Origin of the sequence: Streptomyces sp. SID14436 (genome assembly GCF_010548465.1) — a bacterium.
GTDB lineage: Bacteria > Actinomycetota > Actinomycetes > Streptomycetales > Streptomycetaceae > Streptomyces.
In genome coordinates, this window is sequence record NZ_JAAGMD010000358.1 from 1 (window position 1) to 1034 (window position 1034).

The 1034-nt window shown below is 77.4% G+C and carries 1 protein-coding gene and 1 pseudogene; both read left to right on the forward strand.

The window, feature by feature from the left end; all coding sequences use genetic code 11:
• Positions 1 to 297 precede the first annotated feature (297 nt).
• A complete protein-coding gene (locus G3I53_RS12625; RefSeq protein ID WP_164337425.1) occupies positions 298 to 702 on the forward strand; it encodes a hypothetical protein in 405 nt (134 codons plus the stop codon).
• Positions 699 to 1034 (forward strand): annotated as a pseudogene (locus G3I53_RS12630) (hypothetical protein); the annotation flags it as partial. The gene G3I53_RS12625 and the pseudogene G3I53_RS12630, both read left to right, overlap by 4 nt.

Below are 1034 nucleotides of genomic sequence, written 5' to 3' on the forward strand. Positions count from 1 at the left end.
TGCCGGTACCGGTGCCAGCGCACCAGGGCGAGCCGGGCGGTCGCGGCGGCGTCGGGGCCGGGCGCCGGCGGCCACGCGGCGGGAGGGAGCGGGGGCAGGTCCCGGGCGTCGCCGGTGCGCAGATACCGGGCCAGGCCGGGACCGAGCACATCCGCCATCGCACCACCACCTCCACCTGTCACAACGCCCGTCGGCACCTTCCGGTTCCGTGCGGTCGCGGCTCAACCACCGCCGGTGACGGGTAGGTTGAGGCCGACGTGGGTGAACGGAGGAACCCGGAGGGGACGGAGGGGCGTGATGGACGAGGTCGCGGAGCGGCTGGCCCGGCTGTGCATGCAGGCCGGCGACGACGGGCTGCGGCTCAGTGCGGAACGGTTCGGCGTGGCCGGCGAACTGGCCCGGCTGGTCGCGGCCGCACGCGCGGGCACCCGCGGCCCCTCGGTCACCGCCGACCTGGACGCGCTGGACGACGCGTTCGCCCGTCACGGGATCGACGGACTGACCCTCGGGGACCGGGCGTTCGAACCGCTGCGGGGCGGCCGGTCGCGCCCCGTGGTGACGGTGTGGGCGTGTCCGGCGGGCATCGCCTGTTCCCGGCTGGAGCCCCAGGAGCAGCAGGGCCGGCGCGGTCGAGGCCGGGAGGAGCCGCCGCACTGCGGGCTGGCCGGGGAGCCGCTGGTGTCGCGGAAGTTCCGGCTGTGAGCACCGTCCTGACCGAGCTGGGCAAGCAGTTGGCGGGCCGCTGGGCCGCCCTGCTGCTCCTGCCCGGCGCCTTGTACGTGTGCGTCGTGACGGGGGCCGTCGTGCTCGGCCACGCGCATGCCCTGGATCCCTCGGCGGCGGCCGACTGGCTGGACCGGGTGGCGGTGGCCCCGGCCGGTGGCCGGTTCGGCACGGTGCTGATCGCGGCGGCGGCGTTCACCGCCGTCGCCGCCGTGGCGGGCCTGGCCGCCTCCGCCGTCGCCCAGGGCGTGGAGTGGGTGTGGTGGTCCTCGGGCGAGGAGCCGGTGCTGCGCCGGCTCGCCGCGCGCCGG

Excerpts from the sequence above, each read along its gene's own strand:
- G3I53_RS12625 (WP_164337425.1), top strand. The coding sequence starts at position 298 with ATGGACGAGGTCGCGGAGCGGCTGGCCCGGCTGTGCATGCAGGCCGGC.